Here is a 20,614-nt window from a genome sequence, read left to right as displayed (position 1 = left end):
AGACAACCTTCATACTCCTATTATACGCAAAGAAAAGAGACTCACCAATATAGTGAGCCTCTAAAAAACATTTTACTTTTCAAGATCTACTAGACGTTGACGAACTGCTTCGCGTTTTTCTAGGTAATCTTGCTCTTTCGCACGCTCTCCTTCAATAACTGCTGCAGGAGCTTTCGCTACGAAACCTTGGTTTGAAAGTTTCTTCTGTACACGTTCTACTTCTTTGTCGAACTTCTCAAGTTCTTTCTCAAGACGCGCTCTCTCTTCATCAAGATTGATAAGATCAGCTAACGGTAAGAATAACTCTGCACCCGATACGATTGCAGTCATTGCTTTTTCTGGCGCTTGTAAATCCGTTTGAATTGTTAATTCGCTTGGGTTACAGAAACGCTCAATGTAAGAGCTGTTTTTCGTAAGTTGAGCAAGTACAGCCTCATCTTTCGCTTTAATTTGCATTTGAACTTTTTTGCTCATTGGTGTATTAACTTCTGCACGGATGTTACGAACAGAGCGAATGATATCAACTAGAAGGTGCATTTCTGCTGCAGCTTCTGTATCTTGTAAATCTTCGCGAACTGTTGGCCACGCTGCTACTGTAATAGATTCACCTTCATGCGGTAAATGTTGCCAAATCTTCTCTGTTACGAATGGCATGAATGGGTGTAATAGACGCATTGTTTGGTCTAATACGTAAGCTAAAATAGAACGAGTTGTTTTCTTAGCTGCTTCATCTTCACCGTATAGTGGAAGTTTCGCCATTTCAATGTACCAGTCACAGAAATCATCCCAGATGAAGTTGTATAATGAACGACCAGCTTCACCGAACTCATATTTATCCATGTTACGTGTTACGCTTTCGATTGTTTCGTTTAAGCGAGTTAAAATCCACTTATCCGCAACTGATTTTTCACCCGTTAAATCGATTTCTTCATACTTCATGTCATCCATGTTCATTAATACGAAACGTGATGCATTCCAAATTTTATTAATGAAGTTCCAAGTAGATTCTACTTTCTCCATGCTGAAGCGTAAATCTTGACCTGGTGCGCTTCCTGTTGATAAGAAGAAACGCATTGCATCTGCACCGTACTTCTCGATAACATCCATTGGATCAATACCGTTACCAAGAGATTTACTCATTTTACGACCTTGCTCATCACGAACTAAACCGTGAATTAATACATCTTTAAATGGACGCTCGCCTGTAAACTCTAAACCTTGGAAAATCATACGAGATACCCAGAAGAAGATGATGTCATAACCAGTTACTAAAGCATCTGTTGAATAGAACTTTTTAAAGTCTGCTGCCTCTTCATTTGGCCAACCAAGTGTTGAGAACGGCCATAACGCTGAACTGAACCACGTATCAAGTACGTCGTTATCTTGATTCCAGTTTTCAATATCTGCTGGTGCTTCTGTACCTACGTATACTTCACCAGTTTCTTTATGATACCAAGCTGGAATACGGTGTCCCCACCATAATTGACGAGAAATACACCAGTCGTGAATGTTTTCCATCCAACGTAAATATGTGTTTTCGAAACGCTCTGGTACGAACGTTACTTTCTCTTCTTCTTTTTGTTGAAGCTCTACTGCCTTTTCAGCAAGTGGAGCCATTTTTACGAACCATTGTGTTGATAAGTAAGGCTCAACTACTGCACCACTACGCTCACTATGACCTACTGAATGCATATGAGGCTCGATTTCTACTAATACGCCCGCTTCTTGTAAATCTTTTACTAACGCTTTACGGCATTCGAAACGATCCATGCCGTTATACTTACCAGCTTTTTCGTTCATCGATCCATCTTCGTTCATTACTAAAATACGTGGTAAGTCATGACGGTTACCTACTTCAAAGTCATTCGGGTCATGAGCTGGTGTAATTTTTACAACGCCTGTTCCGAAATCTTTTTCTACGTATTCATCAGCAATAATCGGAATCTCACGGCCTACGATTGGAAGTGTAACTGTTTTTCCGATTAAATGTTTGTAACGATCGTCTTCTGGATGAACTGCTACTGCTGTATCACCAAGCATCGTTTCTGGACGAGTAGTCGCAAGACGAATATGACCAGAGCCATCTGTTAATGGATAGTTCATATGGTAGAATGCACCTTGAACTTCTTTATGAATTACTTCAATATCAGAAAGAGCTGTGCGTGTTGCTGGATCCCAGTTGATAATATATTCACCGCGGTAAATTAAGCCTTTTTCGTATAATTGAACGAATACTTTATTAACCGCATCAGATAAACCTTCGTCTAATGTGAAACGTTCACGAGAATAGTCTAGTCCTAAACCAACTTTCCCCCATTGTTGACGAATGTGAGACGCGTATTCCTCTTTCCATTCCCAAGCTTTTTCAAGGAATTTCTCACGGCCAAGATCGTAACGTGAAATACCTTCTTCACGAAGTTTTCCTTCTACTTTCGCTTGCGTTGCGATACCCGCATGGTCCATTCCTGGAAGCCATAATACATCGTAACCTTGCATACGCTTCGTACGAGTTAAAATATCTTGAAGAGTTGTATCCCAAGCATGACCTAAGTGTAACTTACCAGTTACGTTCGGAGGTGGAATTACAATTGTGTATGGTTGTTTCTTCTCATCTCCTGTTGCTTCGAAATATTTGCCTTCAAGCCACCATTGATAAAGGCCTTCTTCAACGGACATATGATCATATTTAGTTGGTAAATTCTTTTCCGTGTTTGACATTATTTTCCCTCCTTAAAATAAAAAATGCCCCTCATCCAAAAAGGACGAGGGACATCGCGGTACCACCTTTATTTACAAACAAATTCAGGAATTTGCTTATACTCTTAATTTGATAACGGACAAATCCGTCTTTTCCTAATGAGAACTATTCCGTTCAGAAAAGATGCTCCAGGGCTACCTTCTAACATAACTATCTAGAGAATCTCCCAGCTAATGATTCTCCTCTCTGAAGACGTTTCTTGTTATACTCTTCCCCTTCAAGGCATTTATATGATTGTTAATTATTATATACAATAGTGTAAAAAACGAAACCCTATTCGTCAAGATAAATTTAATACTACGGCTTTTTGGACGAACGAAAAAAAAAAGATAAGTAGAGATACTACTTATCTTTTTATCCGTTCCCTTGCTGGGCAGCTTGTAATTGCGACAGGAAATATTCTATATTGCTAACGAGCCAATGCGATTGTTGTAAGCTCTTTACTCCAAGAAGTTCATTTTCCTCATTACGGCTCTCTCTTCTTTTCTTATAAGACTGAATTTGCCGAATAAATTGCGATGGATACGTCATATACGCAAACATGAGTAGTTGCTCTTCTTTCGTAAAAGGGAAATTTTTTTGGTACATTTGATACCATTCAAACCGATCACTTCGTGCAATTGGATATGTGTTTAACGACCGAGAATAAAATCCTACAATATCTTGCACAGGTGTTGCAAACTTTGATTTTTCTAAACTAATAAAATAGCCATTTCGTTCATAGTCGAATAAAAAGTGATTAAGTGATACGTTACCATGTACAAACGTAATGCGTGTTGTCTCTTTTTCTTTCATCGCATCGTTCCACTCATTTAATTGCTTCGTTGCAAACTCACGCGCCCTCATTACATGATGATAGTACGTACAATATTGCAGTTCAAATGGTGACATATACCACTTCGCTTCAGATTCTACGAGAAACTCTTCTAGCATTTCGCCATCATTCTCCCAGCGATCGGATATATTTGTATAATGTTTTTCTAGATCCTGTTCAGTATACGTTTCTTCTTTTACTGTTTTTTGATGCAACGTTCCGAGAGTTTGAAACATTTTATGGTATTGATCATTATCCTCGCCGTTCCCTTCCGCACGTTCTAACCAAGGCATTAAATAATAATTATACGTCCCGTCACTTAAAATATAATTTCCATCTGTCGCATGGTATATAGGTACATAATTTGAAAAACCTTTCTCCTTCAAATATTGAATATGATGCAGAAAGTTATTCCGCTCTAACTTTCTGCCTTCTATTTTCTTGAGAGCATATGGACCTTGATTCGTATAAATTTTCGTTACACTTCCGTGCTCTTCCATATGCTGCGTATCCAATCTATATTGCCTTACAATGGGTTCATAGCGATTTCGTAATTCCATATCCATACGAATAACCCTTTCTATTCAAAACATAGCCTTTAGAAAAATAAGTGAGTGAAAACACTCACTTATTTCGCTTTTGTTCTTGAAACGGGAATATAGATAATTTGCCCTGTAGTTAAATATATATCTTCTGTTTGATTAACACGATATAAGTTTTGTACAGACGTTTCATAACGATCTGCAACAGATTCAATTGTATCCCCTTCTTGCACGAAATACATTCTTAACTTTGTAAATTCTTCTTCCGGCTCTTTCGTAAATAATTTCGTTAAATAAAGCGCATTTTCATCTCGCTGTGAATACGTTTCTTCTTCTTGCTCTTCTTGTTTCTTCGCTTTTTCTTTCTTGAAATCTTTTCTTCCGAACAATTCAAATTGTGGCGTTGTTTCTTTCTCCTCTTCACGCTCTACAAATTCATGTTCCTCTATTTCCTCTTCCTCTACTTCCTGCTCTTTTCTTTCTTCTAGTTGGAACGGTTCAAATGCGTAATCTTCCCACTCATTTGATTCCTTATAGGCTGGTTCTTCCATGTGCGGCGTTGGTCTATTTTCATCCTCTTGTACTGGATCATCTTCTAACTCAGCATACGCCGTTTCTTCCTCTTCATCCTCGATTCTTTCTTCATCACATAAACCAGTGATAGATATATCCGCTAATAATTGTAAGCAACCATTTTCCTTTAATTCATAATCAAATTCCTCGATAGATACATATAGTTCTTCAATTACTTTCACACGGTTTCTTGGAATTGATATTTCAAGTGGAAAGGAATGAACAAGTTCATTAACCCCATCTTCCCTTGTTTCTACATAATCAATTGACTTCGCTGGTGATAGATCTCTTAATGAATAAGCTGAATCATCTTGCCGTGCAACATACTCTCCCGTTAAATCTAATTGCCCTCTCACGATAACTTCATGATCAAGCTCTTCTATCTCAACGTCTGGATCTAACGAAATTGACAAAAGTTCTTCGACTTCCTGTCCTTTTTGGAACCAAACAGATTCTTTTAATGAAAAACGTAATGAATGATCTGTTGCCACTTCTTTTCCCCCTCCCAAACTATATGTCATTACAGATTTATGTGTGGAAAGCGGACTTTATGAATAAAAAAAATCGCTCCCCTTATGGAGAACGATTTTCTTTCATCAATTAAGCTTTTAATTTTGACATTGCAATTTCAGCCGCTGCAATCGTCGCCTCAATATCTGCATCGCTATGTGCTGTCGATAAGAATAGACCTTCGAATTGAGATGGCGGTAAGAATACACCTTGTTCTACCATTTCACGATAGTAAGCCGCAAAGAATTCTAAGTTTGAAGATTTTGCTGCATCGTAATTAATAACTGGTTCATCTGTAAAGAAGATACCAATCATAGAACCTGCACGGTTAATGCGATGCGGAATACCATGTTTTTCAGCCGCTTTACGTAAGCCAGCTTCTAACATTTCAGCTTTACGCTCGAATTCTACATATGATTCTGGCGTTAACTGCACTAACGTTTCATAACCTGCTGCCATTGCAAGTGGGTTACCTGATAAAGTACCCGCTTGGTAAATTGGTCCGCTCGGTGCAACTTGGCGCATAATTTCTGCTTTACCACCGTATGCTCCTACTGGTAATCCACCACCGATTACTTTACCTAAACAAGTTAAGTCAGGTGTTACACCGTAATAACCTTGTCCACAATTGTAAGCAACTCGGAATCCTGTCATTACTTCATCAAAAATAAGCAATGCACCATTTTGCTCTGTTACTTCACGAAGGCCTTCTAAAAATCCTGGTTGTGGTGGAACAACACCCATATTTCCTGCTACTGGTTCTACAATTACACAAGCAATATCATCACCGAATTGTTCGAAAGCGTATTTCACACTTTCTAAATCGTTATACGCTACTGTAATCGTATTTTTCGCTACACCTTCTGGTACACCAGGGCTATCTGGTAAACCTAGCGTTGCCACACCAGAACCCGCTTTAATTAATAACGAATCACCATGACCATGGTAACAACCGATAAATTTCAAAATTTTATTACGTCCTGTATAACCACGAGCTAAACGTAGCGCACTCATTGTCGCTTCTGTTCCAGAGTTAACCATACGTACAATCTCAATTGATGGTACACGCTCAATAACAAGTTTCGCTAATTTATTTTCAATTTCCGTTGGGGCACCGAAGCTTGTACCTCTTTCAGCAACAGCTTTTAACGCTTCAACAACACGATCATTTGCATGGCCATGAATTAAAGGACCCCATGATAATACGTAATCGATGTATTCATTTCCATCGATATCATATACTTTAGAGCCTTTTCCACGCTCCATAAACAATGGATTCATACCGACAGACTTAAAGGCACGAACTGGGCTATTTACGCCACCAGGCATTAAATCTTGTGCTTCTTTAAACGCTGCAATCGACTTATCAAACTTTTTCATTATTTAGCGCCTCCTTCTTGTAACCATCTTGCTGCATCTTTTGCATGATACGTAATAATTAAATCTGCTCCTGCACGTTTCATGCTAATTAATTTTTCAAGTACAACTTCTTTTTCATTAATCCAACCATTTTGCGCTGCCGCTTTAATCATCGAATATTCGCCACTTACGTTATAAGCAACGACTGGTAAATTAAAGTTATTTTTCACATCACGAACGATATCTAAGTAAGAAAGAGCTGGCTTTACAATTAAGAAATCTGCCCCTTCCATTACATCTGATTCTGCTTCACGGAATGCTTCCATACGGTTCGCTGGATCCATTTGATATGTTTTACGATCCCCAAATTGTGGTGCACCGTGTGCCGCATCACGGAATGGCCCGTAAAATGCTGATGAATATTTCACAGCGTACGACATAACTGGTACATGTCCAAAACCATTTTCATCTAATGCATGGCGAATTGCTGTTACGAATCCATCCATCATATTTGACGGCGCAATAATGTCCGCTCCTGCTTTCGCTTGGCTTACAGCTGTTTTCGCAAGGACTGCAAGAGACTCGTCATTTAAAATAATACCATCTTCAATTACACCGCAATGACCATGGCTTGTGAATTGACATAAACATGTATCCGCAACTACTACTAGATCAGGGAATTCACCTTTAATTTGTTGAATTGCACGTTGCACAATTCCATGATCACAATATGCTGATGATCCAACTTCATCTTTTTCAGCAGGTAAACCAAATACAATAACAGAACGAATACCTAAATCAACAACCTCTTGCATTTCAGCTTGTAATAAATCTAAAGACATTTGATATACGCCTGGCATAGAAGGCACTTCATTACGAACATTTTCGCCTTCTAATACAAAAATAGGGTAAATAAAATCTTCCGTATGTAAAAACGTTTCACGCACAAGCGCACGCATATTACCGCTTTGTCTTAAACGACGATGACGATTAAATTGTAAAGAGTTCATAGATTTCTATCCCCATTCTTTTATTTTATAGATTCACAAACGCATTGTAGTAATGCTTCTACAGTGTACTCTTTCGGCATAATAATATGCGGAAAATAAAGGCTCGCCTCTTTTTCCGTAATAGGCCCTATACAAGCAATTGTACATTTTTTTGTCCATTCTCTCCAGTTTGTACCCTCAAGTAAACGAACAAAACTAGTAACAGTTGAAGGACTCGTAAATGTAATAATGTCTACTTTCTCTGCTTCTAACGTTTCTATAAGCTCTCGCTTTTTCTCTACATTTTCTTTCGTACCATATACGATTATCTCATCTAGAGAAACACCAATTTCGCGAAGTGCAACTGGAATTACATCTCTTGCTAAATTCCCTTTCGGAAATAAAATGCATTCGTTTCCACTTAATTTTTTTGCAAACTCTTCTGCAAATACTTCTGCAACAAATGAAGTTGGAACAAAGTCCACTTCATAGCCCCGCTTTTCTAACTCTAAACTTGTTTTCACGCCTACTGCAGCAATTTTAGTCGTTACGGGGAGCTTATTTCCCAAACGATCTAGAAAAAAAACTACCCCATTTTTACTCGTAAAAATAACCCAGTCATAAGAATGTAGCTGTCCTGCTATATGTTGAATTTGCCTATGAGACATACCTTCCATACGCAAAAGCGGAATTTCCAATGGAATTCCGCTCTTTTCTTTCACCGCTACACTCATTTGTTTCGCTTGATGCTGGGCACGTGTAATCAATACCGTTTTGCCAGCGAGAGCGTTCATATTTATTGTTGCCCCTTATTTGCAGCAAGAATGAGTTCTTTTGCGCCTTGTTTAATTAAACGGTCCGCAGCCTCTAATCCTACTTCCTTTGGATTAGTTCCTACTACTGTCTCTTTCAATAAAACAGAACCATCCATAGACCCGACAAGAGCTGTTAATTCGATTGCATCGTTTTCTGTAAGAGTTGCGTATCCAGCGATTGGAACTTGGCATCCACCTTCAAGTTTATGAAGAAATACTCGTTCTGCTGCCACTGTTCTTTCTGTTACTGCATCATTTATATGCGCTAACAACTGTAGTAAATCCTTATCATCTTCACGGCACTCAATTGCTAATGCCCCTTGTCCTACAGCAGGTACACATAACGTCTCATCTAAATGTTCTGTAATAACTTCATCATCCCAGCCCATTCTTTGTAATCCAGCTGTCGCTAAAATAATTGCATCGTAATCTTCTTCTTTTAATTTACGTAAACGTGTATCGATATTTCCGCGAATCCACTTCACTTGTAAATCTGGTCTCGCAGCTAATAATTGTGCACTACGTCTTAAACTACTCGTACCTAAAATAGCGCCTTCTGCTAACTCTTTAAACGATGCTCCGTTTTTTGAGATAAAAGCATCACGAGGGTCAACACGCTTCGGTGTACAGCCAATCATTAATCCTTCCGGAAGTACGGCCGGCATATCTTTCATACTATGTACAGCCATATCAATTTCTTTCGTAAGTAACGCATGTTCAATCTCTTTAACAAACAAACCTTTTCCGCCTACTTTTGATAGAGTAACATCTAAAATAACATCGCCTTTTGTGACGATTTCTTTCACTTCAAATTCATATGGTAATCCTAGCGCTTTTAACTGATCAATAAACCAGTTTGTTTGCGTTAATGCTAATTTACTCTTTCGTGACCCTACAATAATTTTGCGCATAATTTTCTCTCCTCATTATAAATACCAAAAGTGGAAGTTGGATAAACTGCTTAATAGAAAAATATTAATTAGCATTACGAGAAATGCTCCAATGTTCCACTGCACGATTTTCTTCCCTTGCAACACATCTGCCGCTCGTAAATATAGGCCAGCACAATATACAAATAGAACGACAAAAGACCCGATCACTTTCGTATCATACCAATGGAAATTGTCCAATTTTGTATATCCCCATATGCATCCTAATAAAATAGCTAGTAAGAAAAATGGAACAGAAAATAAATTTAATCCGTAAGACATCGATTCTAACTTCGGTAAATTCCCCAATCTTCTTAATCTCGCATTCCATTTTTTCTTTTTTAATAGGCGATATTGCAATAAATACATAATAGAAAAAATGAACGATACAGTGAACGTTGCATAAGAAATAATAGCCATACCAACATGGACATATACAAGTTCCGAAACTAATTGCTCTGCAAGTACCGGCGACATCTTTCCGAGCGGTGTAAAAATAGAAAAAGCGCTTACGCCAAATGCGACAACATTTGTAAAAAAGACTAAAAAATCGATTCTCATAAATCGATTAATGACTAATGACATCGTAATCAATAGCCAAACATAAAAATAAATCCCTGATAATAAAGTTAATATAGGATTCGTTTCTGAATCTGTAGCCCGAAGTAACATGAAGATAGACTGCAGAACCCATACAATCGAAAGTAACCAAAAAGCAAATCGGTTCGCCTTTCGGTTACTTTGGAAATAATCTATAAAATATAAACTAATGCTACAAGCATATAAAATAATTGCAATATGATAAATAATACTGTTATTTAAAAAGCTCATCCGATCATCCTTCCAAATTATAAAGATGGAACGGATGGTGTCCATGCTCTTTTATGTTCTACTTCTTCCGCACAACTCTCTACGTCTTCCATTTCTAAATCGAAAATCTTTGCAAATAACGCTAATTTTTCGTCCGCTCCCTCTTCCGCAGCTATTTCTTTCGCTACTAAAATTGGGTCTTTTAATAATTGATTAATAATACTTTTCGTATGCTTACTAATTACTTTTCTCTCACGATCACTAAGATTCGGTATTTTTCGTTCCAGACTTTCCATCGTTTCACTTTGGATAGCAAGCGCCTTATCACGAAGAGCTGATATTAACGGAACAACACCAAGTGTACTTAACCACGTTTTAAATAAAACAATTTCCTCTTCAATCATAAATTGAATTTTCTCTGCTTCTTTCAAACGTTCAGCACGATTTGCTTCCACTACTCCTTGCAAATCATCAATGTCATATAAGAAAGAGCCTTCTAACTCATCAATCGCTGGATCAATATCACGTGGCACTGCAATGTCAACCATAAATAACGGACGACCAGAGCGCATTTTCTCTACCTTTGTCATCATCTCTTTCGTAATGACATACTCAGATGCACCAGTTGAACTAATTAAAATATCTGCTTCTAATAGTGCACATTGCAATTCACTTAAAGGCTTTGCATGTCCCATATATTTCTCAGCCACTACTTCTGCTTTTGAAAGCGTCCTATTCATGACTGTTACTTTACGAGCACCGCTTCCATATAAGTTTTGCAGCGCCAGTTCACCCATTTTGCCAGCACCAAGAATAAGTACATGACAATCTGTTAGCTCGCCGAATATTTTCTTCCCAAGCTCGACAGCAGCATAACTAACCGACATCGCACTTTCACCTATTGTCGTTTCTGAGTGCGCACGTTTCGCTAGCGTAACTACTTGCTTAAACAATTCATTAAAAATGGTGCCTGTTGCTTTTACTTGTTGCGCTTCTAAAAAGCTATCTTTTATTTGACCTAAAATTTGCGTTTCTCCGACTACCATAGAATCTAAACCGCACGTTACGCGGAATAAATGATCTATTGCACCATCTTGTTCAAAAATAGTTAAATATGGTGCGACTTCTTCTATTTCAAGCTGAAACCAATCAGCTAAAAACTTCTTAATATAATACCGTCCCGTGTGTAATTGATCGACAACAGCGTAAATCTCAGTGCGATTACAAGTTGATACAATGACATTCTCTAACACGCTCTTTTGATTTTGTAATGTAGTCATTGCTCGCTCTAGCTCTGCTGCCTGAAATGTGAGTTTCTCACGAAATTCTACAGGGGCTGTTCGATAATTTACACTAACAACAAGAATATGCACGCAGCATGTCCCCCTTCACCCGTTTTATCACTTTATCTACTATCATAATACAACTTTCCTCTTATGAATCTGACAATCGTGTGAACAACCGATTATTTTTTATTTATTCTCCGTATGTAGGAAAGGAGATTCAGTAAAATTAATAAAGTTTTTCTACTTTATAATGATTATAAATTAATAACTCTATTTGTACGTTACCAAAAAAAGTCCTCATAATCAAGTGATGGAAACTATTCCATATAAATTATAGCATCATCTTTCCTATCTTCTTTCATCATGAAGGAAAATATGTATGATTGTTCCAAAATGTAGCACATACTTTCTCCATACAATGTATTTGACATTGTACTTTTTTTTCGTTATATTGATTTTACAAAATTAAATTGTGCACAACTCAATTAGAAGGGAGTTATGTATGACGGAGAATTCTTTGCATCTAGATAACCAACTTTGTTTTTCTATTTACGCTTGTTCTAGGGAAGTTACCCGCTTTTACCGTCCCTATTTAGAAGAAATGGGTATTACGTATCCCCAGTACATTACTTTACTCGTACTATGGGAGCAAGACGGACTAACAGTAAAAGAAATTGGAGAGCGTCTATTTTTAGATTCCGGTACGTTAACACCTATGTTAAAACGGATGGAATCATTAAACCTTGTAAAACGTGTTCGTTCCAAAGAAGACGAACGAAAAGTTTGTATTGAATTAACAGAACAAGGTAAAGATTTAAAAGATAAGGCTTGTTCATTACCGACAACGATGGCTACAAATTTAGGAATTACAGAGCAAGAATATCGTTCTTTATTAATTCAATTAAATAAACTAATTGAAACAATGAAAACAATTAATGATAGAAAAGGGGAATAAATATGGATAAATTATATACTGCTTCAGTAACAGCTACAGGCGGAAGAAATGGGAAAGTAGTTTCAGATGATGGCATATTAAATCTTGATGTAAAAATGCCGAAAGCACTAGGTGGTGCAGGCGGAGAGGCAACAAATCCAGAACAACTATTTGCTGCTGGTTATGCCGCTTGTTTTGATAGTGCCTTACAACTTGTCATTCGTACAAAGCGTGTGAAAGTGGAAAGTACAGAAGTAACTGCTCACGTTTCGATTGGAAAGGATACAGATGGAGGTTTCGGCCTATCTGCTGTACTTGATGTACACGTTGCTGGCGTTTCTCATGCCGAAGCACAAGAACTTGTAGAAGCTGCTCACGGTGTATGTCCTTATTCAAAAGCAACGAGAGGTAATATTGAAGTTACATTAAACGTAAGATAAAAGTGTATATAAAAAAACGCGCGACATTTGTCACGCGTTTTTTGTTTTTGTCATTCTATGAATTGCCTTCCACGCTTCTTCTTTTCCAAGTCCTGTTTCAGAAGAGAATAGAACAATTTCATCGCCAATTTCAACAGCAAGCGTTTCTTTTACAACTTTTAAATGCTTTTGCCATTTCCCTTTCGGAATTTTATCAGCTTTCGTCGCAATAATAATTGTTGGGATTTCATAATGCTTTAAGAAATCATACATCATCACGTCATCGTTTGTTGGTTGGTGACGTAAATCAACTACTAATACAGCTGCGTCTAATTGCTCACGCGTTGTAAAGTATGTTTCAATCATCTTGCCCCATGCTGCGCGCTCTGATTTAGATACTTTCGCATATCCATAACCTGGAACGTCAACAAAATGCATCATCTCATTGATTAAGAAAAAGTTTAATGTTTGCGTTTTTCCTGGTTTAGAGGAAATACGCACTAACTTTTTACGATTTAAAATTTTATTAATAAAGGAAGACTTCCCGACATTTGAACGACCTGCTAATGCAATTTCTGGTAAATCACTGTCTGGATATTGTTCTGGTTTAACAGCACTAATTACAATATCTGCTTTTGTTACTTTCATTGTTTCACTCCTACTAATGCGTGCTCCAATACTTCATCTAAATGAGATGCAAGCACAAACGTAAGGTTTTCTTTTACGCTTTCTGGAATATCATCTAAATCTTTCTCGTTTTCTGCTGGCAAAATAATTTTTGTTAAGCCTGCGCGGTGAGCACTTAATGTTTTTTCTTTTAAACCACCAATTGGTAATACACGACCACGAAGTGTAATTTCACCTGTCATCCCCACTTCTTTACTTACAGGAATACCTGTTAGTGCAGAAATAAGTGCCGTTGCCATCGTAATACCTGCTGACGGTCCATCTTTTGGAACTGCCCCTTCTGGAACATGAATATGAATATCATTTTTCTCATGGAAATTCGGATCAATCTGAAGCTCTTCTGCACGAGAACGAATATAGCTAAACGCTGCTTGTGCGGATTCTTTCATAACATCCCCAAGTTTCCCTGTTAAAATTAATTTCCCTTTACCTGGCGCTACAGACACTTCAATCGCAAGTGTATCGCCGCCTGCTGCTGTATACGCTAAACCTGTCGCCATACCAACTTGGTCTGTTTTTTCAGCTTGCCCATAACGGAAAATGTGCTTACCCAGTAAATCAACAACATTTTTCTCTGTTACAACAATGCGCTTGCGTTCTGCTGTCACGATAATTTTTGCTGCTTTACGGCAAACTTTTGCAATTTGGCGCTCTAGCGTACGAACACCAGCCTCACGTGTATAATAACGAATAATTTCAAGAAGCGCTTCATCACGTACTTGTAAATTACCTTTTCGTAAGCCATGCTCTTTTAATTGTTTCGGCAATAAATGTTCACGAGCAATGTGAACTTTTTCAAGTTCTGTATAGCCAGCAATCGAAATAATTTCCATACGGTCAAGCAACGGACCTGGAATACTTGAAAGTGTATTAGCAGTTGCTACAAACATAACTTTCGATAGATCATACGGTTCTTCAATGTAATGATCACTGAAATTATGGTTTTGTTCTGGGTCTAACACTTCGAGTAATGCTGCTGATGGATCTCCACGGAAATCGTTAGACATTTTATCAATCTCATCTAATAAGAAGACTGGATTAACTGTTTTCGCCTTTTTCATACCTTGAATAATGCGTCCTGGCATTGCTCCAACGTACGTACGACGGTGACCACGAATTTCAGATTCATCGCGTATCCCACCAAGGGATACACGGACGAAATTACGATTCAATGATGTTGCAATCGAACGTGCTAAAGAAGTTTTCCCGACCCCAGGAGGTCCTACTAAGCAAAGGATAGGTCCTTTTAATGAATTCGTTAACTTCTGTACAGCTAAATATTCAAGTACGCGCTCTTTCACTTTCTCCAGACCGTAATGATCTTTGTTTAAAATCTCTTCAGAATGAGCAAGGTCAATCATATCTTCTGTTGCTTCTGTCCACGGAAGCGCTAATAACCAATCCATATAATTGCGAATAACACCGCTCTCCGCAGAACTTGCTGGTAACTTTTCATAACGGTCTAATTCTTTCAGTGCAGCCTTCATTGTTTCTTCAGGCATTCCCGACTTTTCAATTTTCTCACGAAGTTCTTCAACTTCCCCGCCCTTACCTTCTTTATCGCCAAGTTCAGTTTGAATCGCCTTCATTTGCTCACGTAAGAAATATTCTTTTTGCGTGCGCTCCATTGAACGTTTCACTTTTTGTCCAATTTTCTTTTCTAAACTAAGTAACTCTTGTTCATCTTGAATAATTGAAATAAGTGTATGTAATCGTTCCTTCACAGATACAATCTCTAAGATTTCTTGTTTCTGCTTCGTTTTAATTGGCAAGTGAGAAGCAATTAAATCCGCTAATCTTCCTGGCTCTTCTACATCAGCTACCGTTGCAAATGTTTCATTTGAAACTTTTTTCGAAACTTTAATATATTGTTCGAAATGCTCCAGTAACGTACGCATAAGAGCTTTCTCTTCTAGATCATCTTCCACTTCTTCCGTTACCGTTTTAATAGAAACTTGCACTGCATTTTCTTCTTCGATAAACTCTACTACTTCTGCTCTATGTAAACCTTCTACAAGGACACGAAGCGTACCGTTTGGCAACTTTAACATTTGCTTCACTTTCGCCACTGTACCTACACTATATATGTCATCTTCTTTCGGATCATCGATATTCATTTCTTTTTGCATCGCTAAAAAGATGATATTTTCATCCATTGCCGCCTGCTCTAGTGCTTGTATCGATTTATCACGTCCTACATCAAGATGCAGAACCATCGTTGGATATACGAGAACGCCTCTTAATGGTAGGAGGGGTACGATTCTTTCATTCGTATTCATACTAGACATAGCACCTCCATAATAAAATAAACTCCTGTTCAACTATTTTATATTACAATACATCTAGATGCAATTGCAGAGATTCTCCGCAATTGTAAATCCCTCGTTTTTTCTCCCTTATGAAAAGAAAAAGACTCCGCTTAAGCATACAAACTTAAACGAAGTCTGGCAAATTTTATTATCGTTCATCCTCACATTGACTGTGCATCTGTTTCGTCTACAGCAGTATGTATATCAAGCTCTCGATGCATATTTCCCTGCATAAATGTTAGCTCAAATACTTCTTTTAACTTACGAACAGGAATGATTTCAATTCCTTTTATTGTATACAAAAACGGTTGCATGTTTTCAGCAGGAATGATAACTTTCTTAGCACCCGCTTTTTTGGCAGCCTTTATTTTTGCGTACACACCACCAATAGGTTTCACTTCCCCGTGTATACTTATCTCACCCGTCATCGCTACTTCATTATCCACATACGTACGATGCACTGCTGAATATACACCTGTTGCCATAGCGATTCCTGCCGAAGGCCCATCAATCGGAATACCACCTGGAAAATTAATATGTATATCGTACCCTTCTGGCAACACATCTAGAGAACGAAGTACTGTTAATACATTATCTACAGAACCTTTCGCCATACTTTTACGGCGAATTGATTTTGTTTGACTACCAATACTTTCCTCTTCTACAATTCCAGTAACATTTACCGACCCTTTATCTTTCGCCTTGATTGCTGTTACTTCAATTTCTAATAACGCGCCTGTATTCGGTCCATATACAGCAAGTCCATTTACAAGACCAATTCTTGGAATAGGATAAATACGTTTTTCATATTTCGGTGTAAGTTGACTAGAGTGAACAACCCACTCTATATCTTCATCTTTAATGAAAGAACGTTCTTCATTGATTGCCATACCAGCAGAAATTTGTACAAGATTAATCGCTTCTCGTCCATTTCTTGCATACATCCCGATCATTTCAATACCATTTTCACCTATTTGCATTTCCACTTTGTCAGCTGCATTCTTCGCAACTTTTTGAATTTCTTCTGTATCTAACTCACGGAAAAACACTTCTAAACAGCGCGACCGAATAGCAGGAGGAATCTCCTCTGGCGAACGTGTCGTCGCACCAACTAAGCGAAAATCAGCTGGTAAACCTTTTTGAAAAATGTCATGTATATACGTTGGAATCATCGTATTCTCTTCACTGTAGTACGCACTTTCCAAAAACACTTTTCGATCTTCTAGCACCTTTAACATTTTGTTCATTTGAATCGGGTGTAGTTCTCCGATCTCATCAATAAACAAAATACCACCGTGCGCATCTGTTACCGCACCTTTTTTCGGTTGCGGAATACCTGCTTGCCCCATTGCACCAGCACCTTGATAAATCGGATCATGCACCGAACCAATTAAAGGGTCTGCAATACCACGTTCATCAAACCTTGCTGTCGTCGCATCCAGTTCAATAAATGTTGCATTCGTGCGAAATGGAGATTTCGGATTTCGTTTCGCTTCTTCTAATACAAGACGTGCTGCCGCTGTCTTTCCCACACCTGGTGGACCATATATAATCACATGCTGCGGATTCGGGCCACAAAGAGCCGCTTTTAGCGACTTAATCCCGTCCTCTTGCCCTACAATATCTAAAAAGGATGTAGGACGCACCTTTTCCGCAAGCGGCTCTGTTAAAGAAATCTCGCGCATTTTACGAAGCTGTTCTAATTCTTTTTTCGATTCTCGATCAATTGAAACTTTTTGTGTTCGCTGATTTCGAAGTAAATGCCAAAAATACAATCCGACAATTACGCCAAAAACAAGTTGAACAAGTAAAAATATATTTGTCCAGCTCATCATTTATTTCCTCCCGCAATGTTTTATCTCTTAGTATTTCCGCGGAGGAACATAGCTAAACATAAAGAAAAACAGCAATTATAAAAATTGCTGTTTCTTCTTCGCATTATGCAGATGTTTTTGTATCAAGTACAGTACCATCTTGTAACACCAATTTCGGTGGTTCATTATCAGCTACTGTTTCTTTCGTAAGAATACACTTCTCGATATCTTTACGAGATGGAAGTTCGAACATTACATCCAGCATCAAACCTTCAATAATAGAACGAAGTCCACGAGCACCTGTTTTACGTTCAATTGCTTTTTTCGCAATCTCAACTAGTGCACCTTCTTCAAACTCTAACTCAACATCGTCAAGCTCCAATAATTTTTGGAATTGCTTAACAAGCGCATTTTTCGGTTTCGTTAAAATATCTACAAGAGCATCTTCATCAAGCGGCTCTAGGTTCGCAATAACTGGAAGACGACCGATAAACTCCGGAATTAAACCGAATCTTAAAAGATCCTCTGGTAAAACGTGAGATAAAACATGCTTTTCATTCACATCAGCATTTTTCTTCTCAGCACCAAATCCAATTACTTTCTCACCAAGGCGACGTTTAATAATAGGCTCGATGCCATCAAACGCTCCACCACAAATGAATAGGATGTTCGTTGTATCAATTTGAATAAACTCTTGATGCGGGTGCTTACGACCACCTTGAGGTGGAACGCTTGCTACAGTACCTTCTAGAATTTTCAGAAGTGCCTGCTGTACGCCTTCACCAGATACATCACGTGTAATTGATGGATTTTCGGACTTACGTGCCACTTTATCAATCTCATCAATATAAATGATTCCTTTTTCCGCTTTCTCTACATCATAATCAGCTGCTTGGATTAATTTTAGTAAGATGTTTTCTACATCTTCCCCTACATATCCAGCTTCTGTTAAAGATGTTGCGTCCGCGATCGCAAATGGAACATTTAAAATACGCGCTAATGTTTGTGCCAATAATGTTTTACCACTACCAGTTGGCCCAATAAGTGAAATATTACTCTTCGCTAATTCTACATCATCAATTTTACTGTTAGAATTAATGCGTTTGTAATGGTTATATACCGCTACCGCTAGTGCTTTTTTCGCGTTATCTTGTCCGATGACATACTCATCTAAGATTTCACGAATTTCTACCGGTTTCGGTACATCTTTGAATTCTACTTCTTCGTCCTTCGCAAGCTCCTCTTGTACAATTTCAGTACAAAGCTCGATACACTCGTCACAAATGTAAACACCTGGACCTGCAACTAGCTTTCGAACTTGCGTTTGTGTTTTACCACAGAAAGAACATTTTAATTGACCTTTTTCATCATTAAATTTAAACATATTTTCACACCCCTTACAAAGTGCTAATCTCTTGCCTTCGTATGTACACGATAAATGTATCGTATGTAAATACATATTATGTCACTACGTGGCGAGAAATACAAATAATATGACTAGTTATGTACAAATAAAAAAATTTTAAAACTTTTGAAATATGTATATTCGACTTGTAAAGGAAGTTTTCCTTCTTCATCGAAAAGTTTTATAAATATATTTCTATATTTATAAAACAAGGCACGATTAAAATCGTGCCTTGTTATTTTATTATGCAGCGTTTTCTACTAAGAAGTCTACAGCTTTACGCACTTTAAGATCTTCAGATAAAGCGTCTACGCTTCCAAGAGCTTGCTTGATAGCGTCTACTGGCATACCGTACATTTCAGCCATTTTTTCAACTTCTGCAGTTACTTCTTCTTCAGTAACTTCGATGTTTTCAGCTTCAATGATAGCTTCAAGAACAAGATTGATTCTTACGCGTTTTTGAGCGTCTTCTTTCATTTGCTCTTTTAACTTGTCAGCGTCAGTACCTGTGAATTGGTAGTAAAGCTCAAGGTTCATACCTTGTTGGCTTAAACGTTGCTCGAATTCACGAACCATACGATCTAACTCAGTGTCGATCATAGCTTCTGGAATTTCGATTTCAGCGTTAGCAGCAGCTAATTCTACTACTTCGTCACGTACTTTGTGCTCAGCTTCATGCTTTTTGCCTTCTTCTAAGTTTGTACGAAGTTTTGCTTTTAATTCATCAAGAGTTGCAACCGCTTCGTCTGCTTCTTTAGCGAACTCGTCGTTTAACTCAGGAAGTTCTTTTGTTTTGATTTCGTGAATTGTTACTTTGAATGTAGCTGGTTTACCAGCTAATTCAGCAGCGTGGTACTCTTCTGGGAATGATACTTCAACTTCTTTAGAATCACCAGATTTAAGACCAATTACTTGCTCTTCGAAACCAGGGATGAAAGTACCAGAACCGATTGCAAGAGAATAGTTTTCGCCTTTTCCGCCTTCAAATGCTTCGCCATCAACGAAACCTTCGAAGTCGATTACAGCTGTATCACCATTTTCAACAGTTCCTTCTTCTTTAACAACTAGTTCAGCTTGACGCTCTTGTAAAGATTTTAATTCGTTCTCTACATCTTCGTCAGTTACAGTTGTTTCAACTTTTTCTACTGCTAAACCTTTGTACTCACCTAATTTAACTTCAGGTTTCACTGTAACTTTTGCAGTGAAGATAAGGTTAGCATTTTTTTCGAACTTCTCGATGTCGATTTCAGGATGATCAACTGGGAAGATACCAGCTTCATCAATCGCTTCACCGTATGCTTTTGGTAAGATGATATCTAAAGCATCTTGGTATAAAGATTCGATACCAAAGCGTTGTTCGAATAACGGACGAGGCATTTTCCCTTTACGGAAACCTGGTACGTTGATTGTTTTTACTACTTTTTTGAACGCAGCGTCGATAGAGTTGTTTACTTCTTTAGCATCAACTTCGATTGTTAAAACGCCTACGTTACCTTCTAATTTTTCCCATTTTGCAGCCATTTATTCTTTCCCTCCAACTATAATAATGTATGCACATACCTCTATAGATTAAAATCTTCATTATCTCTTTTTTGAAATAACAAAAGTACAAATAATCCTCTAGCAAAAGCTTTCAGATATAATGTTCCAATCTACTAATT

At 37.9% G+C, this 20,614-nt stretch carries 16 protein-coding genes and 1 other annotated feature; of the genes, 2 read left to right on the top strand and 14 right to left on the bottom strand.

The window, feature by feature from the left end; translation table 11 throughout:
- Window positions 1-72: 72 nt before the first annotated feature.
- The 9 genes from ACUN28_RS06780 to hemA form a co-directional block, all read right to left on the bottom strand.
- Window positions 73-2,718, bottom strand: coding sequence for a valine--tRNA ligase (locus tag ACUN28_RS06780; protein WP_016086105.1), 2,646 nt, complete (start codon window positions 2,716-2,718; stop codon window positions 73-75).
- A gap of 37 nt (window positions 2,719-2,755) precedes the next feature.
- Window positions 2,756-2,988 (bottom strand) — a binding site (T-box leader).
- Window positions 2,989-3,112: 124 nt separating this feature from the next.
- On the bottom strand, window positions 3,113-4,138 hold the full coding sequence (ysxE, locus tag ACUN28_RS06775) for a spore coat protein YsxE (protein WP_016086104.1): 1,026 nt from the start codon (window positions 4,136-4,138) through the stop codon (window positions 3,113-3,115).
- Window positions 4,139-4,200: 62 nt separating this feature from the next.
- The gene (gene spoVID, locus ACUN28_RS06770; RefSeq protein WP_016086103.1) at window positions 4,201-5,178 is read right to left on the bottom strand and encodes a stage VI sporulation protein D; all 978 of its coding nucleotides are present in this window, start codon (window positions 5,176-5,178) and stop codon (window positions 4,201-4,203) included.
- 109 nt (window positions 5,179-5,287) lie between these two features.
- On the bottom strand, window positions 5,288-6,577 hold the full coding sequence (gene hemL / locus ACUN28_RS06765; protein ID WP_016086102.1) for a glutamate-1-semialdehyde 2,1-aminomutase: 1,290 nt from the start codon (window positions 6,575-6,577) through the stop codon (window positions 5,288-5,290).
- Window positions 6,577-7,566, bottom strand: a complete 990-nt coding sequence (gene hemB, locus ACUN28_RS06760) for a porphobilinogen synthase (RefSeq protein ID WP_001087078.1) — start codon at window positions 7,564-7,566, stop codon at window positions 6,577-6,579. The genes hemL and hemB overlap by 1 nt, the downstream gene beginning before the upstream one ends.
- Before the next feature lie 20 nt (window positions 7,567-7,586).
- Complete coding sequence (gene hemD / locus ACUN28_RS06755; RefSeq protein WP_016086101.1) at window positions 7,587-8,339, bottom strand: uroporphyrinogen-III synthase; 753 nt, start codon at window positions 8,337-8,339, stop codon at window positions 7,587-7,589.
- A gap of 2 nt (window positions 8,340-8,341) precedes the next feature.
- Complete coding sequence (gene hemC, locus ACUN28_RS06750) at window positions 8,342-9,271, bottom strand: hydroxymethylbilane synthase (protein ID WP_016086100.1); 930 nt, start codon at window positions 9,269-9,271, stop codon at window positions 8,342-8,344.
- 15 nt (window positions 9,272-9,286) lie between these two features.
- Window positions 9,287-10,120, bottom strand: a complete 834-nt coding sequence (locus ACUN28_RS06745) for a cytochrome c biogenesis protein (RefSeq protein WP_016086099.1) — start codon at window positions 10,118-10,120, stop codon at window positions 9,287-9,289.
- Window positions 10,121-10,137: 17 nt separating this feature from the next.
- The gene (gene hemA, locus ACUN28_RS06740; protein ID WP_016086098.1) at window positions 10,138-11,472 is read right to left on the bottom strand and encodes a glutamyl-tRNA reductase; all 1,335 of its coding nucleotides are present in this window, start codon (window positions 11,470-11,472) and stop codon (window positions 10,138-10,140) included.
- A gap of 415 nt (window positions 11,473-11,887) precedes the next feature.
- Between hemA and ACUN28_RS06735 the strand changes: the two genes are divergently transcribed.
- Together ACUN28_RS06735 and ACUN28_RS06730 are read left to right on the top strand one after the other, a co-directional pair.
- Window positions 11,888-12,340, top strand: a complete 453-nt coding sequence (locus ACUN28_RS06735; RefSeq protein WP_016086097.1) for a MarR family winged helix-turn-helix transcriptional regulator — start codon at window positions 11,888-11,890, stop codon at window positions 12,338-12,340.
- A gap of 2 nt (window positions 12,341-12,342) precedes the next feature.
- Window positions 12,343-12,759 carry an organic hydroperoxide resistance protein gene (locus tag ACUN28_RS06730; protein WP_000359777.1) on the top strand — a complete coding sequence of 139 codons (417 nt, stop codon included), beginning with the start codon at window positions 12,343-12,345 and terminating at the stop codon, window positions 12,757-12,759.
- A gap of 30 nt (window positions 12,760-12,789) precedes the next feature.
- Here ACUN28_RS06730 and ysxC read toward each other — a convergent pair whose 3' ends face one another.
- From ysxC to tig, 5 genes are all read right to left on the bottom strand, one after another.
- Window positions 12,790-13,386 carry a ribosome biogenesis GTP-binding protein YsxC gene (ysxC, locus tag ACUN28_RS06725; RefSeq protein ID WP_000869115.1) on the bottom strand — a complete coding sequence of 199 codons (597 nt, stop codon included), beginning with the start codon at window positions 13,384-13,386 and terminating at the stop codon, window positions 12,790-12,792.
- On the bottom strand, window positions 13,383-15,713 hold the full coding sequence (gene lon / locus ACUN28_RS06720; RefSeq protein WP_016086096.1) for an endopeptidase La: 2,331 nt from the start codon (window positions 15,711-15,713) through the stop codon (window positions 13,383-13,385). The genes ysxC and lon overlap by 4 nt, the downstream gene beginning before the upstream one ends.
- 182 nt (window positions 15,714-15,895) lie before the next feature.
- Complete coding sequence (lonB, locus tag ACUN28_RS06715; RefSeq protein ID WP_033659894.1) at window positions 15,896-17,566, bottom strand: ATP-dependent protease LonB; 1,671 nt, start codon at window positions 17,564-17,566, stop codon at window positions 15,896-15,898.
- 106 nt (window positions 17,567-17,672) lie between these two features.
- Window positions 17,673-18,932 (bottom strand): ATP-dependent protease ATP-binding subunit ClpX, encoded by a 1,260-nt coding sequence (gene clpX, locus ACUN28_RS06710; protein ID WP_000472285.1) that lies wholly within the window; start codon window positions 18,930-18,932, stop codon window positions 17,673-17,675.
- Between the two features lie 264 nt (window positions 18,933-19,196).
- Window positions 19,197-20,474, bottom strand: coding sequence for a trigger factor (gene tig / locus ACUN28_RS06705; RefSeq protein ID WP_016086094.1), 1,278 nt, complete (start codon window positions 20,472-20,474; stop codon window positions 19,197-19,199).
- Window positions 20,475-20,614 lie beyond the last annotated feature (140 nt).

The organism is Bacillus sp. WC2507 (assembly GCF_052656125.1).
This window is presented reverse-complemented; position numbering and strand designations above follow the sequence as displayed.

Bases quoted from the DNA above. Each gene is read 5' to 3' on its own strand.
- lon (WP_016086096.1), bottom strand. From the start codon at position 15,713: ATGTCTAGTATGAATACGAATGAAAGAATCGTACCCCTCCTACCATTA.
- ysxC (WP_000869115.1), bottom strand. From the start codon at position 13,386: ATGAAAGTAACAAAAGCAGATATTGTAATTAGTGCTGTTAAACCAGAA.
- ACUN28_RS06730 (WP_000359777.1), top strand. From the start codon at position 12,343: ATGGATAAATTATATACTGCTTCAGTAACAGCTACAGGCGGAAGAAAT.
- hemL (WP_016086102.1), bottom strand. From the start codon at position 6,577: ATGAAAAAGTTTGATAAGTCGATTGCAGCGTTTAAAGAAGCACAAGAT.
- ACUN28_RS06735 (WP_016086097.1), top strand. From the start codon at position 11,888: ATGACGGAGAATTCTTTGCATCTAGATAACCAACTTTGTTTTTCTATT.
- tig (WP_016086094.1), bottom strand. From the start codon at position 20,474: ATGGCTGCAAAATGGGAAAAATTAGAAGGTAACGTAGGCGTTTTAACA.
- ACUN28_RS06780 (WP_016086105.1), bottom strand. From the start codon at position 2,718: ATGTCAAACACGGAAAAGAATTTACCAACTAAATATGATCATATGTCC.
- hemD (WP_016086101.1), bottom strand. From the start codon at position 8,339: ATGAACGCTCTCGCTGGCAAAACGGTATTGATTACACGTGCCCAGCAT.
- hemC (WP_016086100.1), bottom strand. From the start codon at position 9,271: ATGCGCAAAATTATTGTAGGGTCACGAAAGAGTAAATTAGCATTAACG.
- ysxE (WP_016086104.1), bottom strand. From the start codon at position 4,138: ATGGATATGGAATTACGAAATCGCTATGAACCCATTGTAAGGCAATAT.
- lonB (WP_033659894.1), bottom strand. From the start codon at position 17,566: ATGAGCTGGACAAATATATTTTTACTTGTTCAACTTGTTTTTGGCGTA.
- hemB (WP_001087078.1), bottom strand. From the start codon at position 7,566: ATGAACTCTTTACAATTTAATCGTCATCGTCGTTTAAGACAAAGCGGT.
- ACUN28_RS06745 (WP_016086099.1), bottom strand. From the start codon at position 10,120: ATGAGCTTTTTAAATAACAGTATTATTTATCATATTGCAATTATTTTA.
- clpX (WP_000472285.1), bottom strand. From the start codon at position 18,932: ATGTTTAAATTTAATGATGAAAAAGGTCAATTAAAATGTTCTTTCTGT.